We start from the raw sequence: 2,996 nt of genomic DNA on the forward strand, positions 1-2,996 counted from the left end.
ACCCAGACCCCTTGGGGTTATATGGTCAAGCCTCACGGGGCATTAGTACACGTTAGCTCAACGCCTTGCAGCGCTTCCACACCGTGCCTATCAACCAGCTCGTCTTGCTGGACCCTTTAGGAGACTCGAAGTCTCAGGGAGATCTCATCTTGAAGGGGGCTTCCCGCTTAGATGCCTTCAGCGGTTATCCCGTCCGCACATAGCTACCCGGCAATGCCACTGGCGTGACAACCGGAACACCAGAGGTGCGTCCACTCCGGTCCTCTCGTACTAGGAGCAGCGCTTCTCAAATCTCCAACGCCCACGGCAGATAGGGACCGAACTGTCTCACGACGTTCTAAACCCAGCTCGCGTACCACTTTAAATGGCGAACAGCCATACCCTTGGGACCGACTTCAGCCCCAGGATGTGATGAGCCGACATCGAGGTGCCAAACACCGCCGTCGATGTGAACTCTTGGGCGGTATCAGCCTGTTATCCCCGGAGTACCTTTTATCCGTTGAGCGATGGCCCTTCCATACAGAACCACCGGATCACTAGAACCTACTTTCGTACCTGCTCGACGTGTCTGTCTCGCAGTTAAGCACCCTTATGCTCTTGCACTCAATGCACGATTTCCAACCGTGCTGAGGGTACCTTCGTGCTCCTCCGTTACTCTTTCGGAGGAGACCGCCCCAGTCAAACTACCCACCACACACTGTCCTTACACCGGATCACGGTGCGAAGTTAGAACGCCAATGATGCCAGGCTGGTATTTCAAGGTTGGCTCCACCGCAACTGGCGTCACGGTTTCCAAGCCTCCCAGCTATCCTACACAAGCAACATCAGCGTCCAGTGTGAAGCTATAGTAAAGGTTCACGGGGTCTTTCCGTCTAGCCGCGGGTACACAGCATCTTCACTGCGATTTCAATTTCACTGAGTCTCGGGTGGAGACAGCGTGGCCATCATTACGCCATTCGTGCAGGTCGGAACTTACCCGACAAGGAATTTCGCTACCTTAGGACCGTTATAGTTACGGCCGCCGTTTACCGGGGCTTCGATCAGGAGCTTCGCTTGCGCTAACACCATCAATTAACCTTCCGGCACCGGGCAGGCGTCACACCCTATACGTCCGCTTACGCGTTAGCAGAGTGCTGTGTTTTTAATAAACAGTTGCAGCCACCTGGTATCTTCGACCGGTTCACGCTAGGAGAGCAAGTCTCTTCACGCTACGCCGGCGCACCTTCTCCCGAAGTTACGGTGCCATTTTGCCTAGTTCCTTCACCCGAGTTCTCTCAAGCGCCTTGGGATTCTCACCCTGACCACCTGTGTCGGTTTGGGGTACGGTCGCATGTGATCTGAAGCTTAGAGGCTTTTCCTGGAAGCGTGGCATCGATGACTTCCGGACCGTAGTCCGTTCGTCTCGTCTCTCGGCCTTGAGAGCCCGGATTTGCCTAAGCTCTCAGCCTACTGACTTTCACCAGGACAACCAACGCCTGGCTCACCTAGCCTTCTTCGTCCCCCCATCGCAATCACATCCGGTACGGGAATATTGACCCGTTTCCCATCGACTACGCTTTTCAGCCTCGCCTTAGGGGCCGACTCACTCTGCTCCGATTGACGTAGAACAGAAACCCTTGGTCTTCCGGCGGGGGAGGTTTTCACTCCCCTTGTCGTTACTCATGTCAGCATTCGCACTCGTGATACCTCCAGCATGCTTCTCAACACACCTTCGCAGGCTTACACGACGCTCCTCTACCGCTCATCCAGAGGATGAACCCGTAGCTTCGGCATCTGGTTTGAGCCCCGTTACATCTTCCGCGCAGGCCGACTCGACTAGTGAGCTATTACGCTTTCTTTAAAGGATGGCTGCTTCTAAGCCAACCTCCTAGCTGTCTATGCCTTCCCACATCGTTTCCCACTTAACCAGAATTTGGGGGCCTTAGCTGACGGTCTGGGTTGTTTCCCTTTTCACGACGGACGTTAGCACCCGCCGTGTGTCTCCCACGCTCTACTCACCGGTATTCGGAGTTTGCCTCGGGTTGGTAACCCGGGATGGGCCCCTAGCCGAAACAGTGCTCTACCCCCGGCGGTAATACGTGAGGCGCTACCTAAATAGCTTTCGAGGAGAACCAGCTATCTCCGAGCTTGATTAGCCTTTCACTCCGATCCACAGCTCATCTCAGCATTTTTCAACATACTTGAGTTCGGGCCTCCAGTCAGTGTTACCTGACCTTCACCCTGGCCATGGATAGATCGCCCGGTTTCGGGTCTATATCCAGCGACTGGTCGCCCAGTTAAGACTCGATTTCTCTACGCCTCCCCTATACGGTTAAGCTCGCCACTGAATATAAGTCGCTGACCCATTATACAAAAGGTACGCGGTCACCGAACAAGTCGGCTCCCACTGCTTGTACGCACACGGTTTCAGGATCTATTTCACTCCCCTCTCCGGGGTTCTTTTCGCCTTTCCCTCACGGTACTGGTTCACTATCGGTCAGCCAGGAGTATTTAGCCTTGGAGGATGGTCCCCCCATGTTCAGTCAAGGTTTCACGTGCCCCGACCTACTCGATTTCACATATTCAGGTTTTCGACTACGGGGCTATCACCCACTATGGCCGGCCTTTCCAGACCGTTCGTCTAACCAGTCACATGCTTAAGGGCTACTCCCCGTTCGCTCGCCGCTACTGGGGGAATCTCGGTTGATTTCTTTTCCTCGGGGTACTTAGATGTTTCAGTTCCCCCGGTTCGCTTCCCAACACCTATGGATTCAGTGTGGGATACCCAGCTTATGCTGGGTGGGTTTCCCCATTCGGACATGCCCGGGTCGCAGGTTGTTTGCCACCTCACCGAGCCTTATCGCAGGCTACAACGTCCTTCATCGCCTCTGGCTGCCTAGGCATCCACCGTGTGCGCTTAATCGCTTGACCATATAACCCGAAGGAGTCTGGTCGCGCGATCACAACGACAATTGCCGGATACGCTTGAGACGTATCACTTTTCGTTCTTCTCCATT

The 2,996-nt window shown here is 54.6% G+C and carries 1 rRNA gene; it reads right to left on the reverse strand.

Going from position 1 to position 2,996, the window contains the following annotated elements:
• Positions 1-21: 21 nt before the first annotated feature.
• A 23S ribosomal RNA gene (locus DOM66_RS19340) occupies positions 22-2,910 on the reverse strand.
• Positions 2,911-2,996 lie beyond the last annotated feature (86 nt).

The sequence above is a fragment of the Salinicola endophyticus genome (assembly GCF_003206575.1).
Taxonomy (GTDB): Bacteria; Pseudomonadota; Gammaproteobacteria; order Pseudomonadales; family Halomonadaceae; genus Salinicola; species Salinicola endophyticus.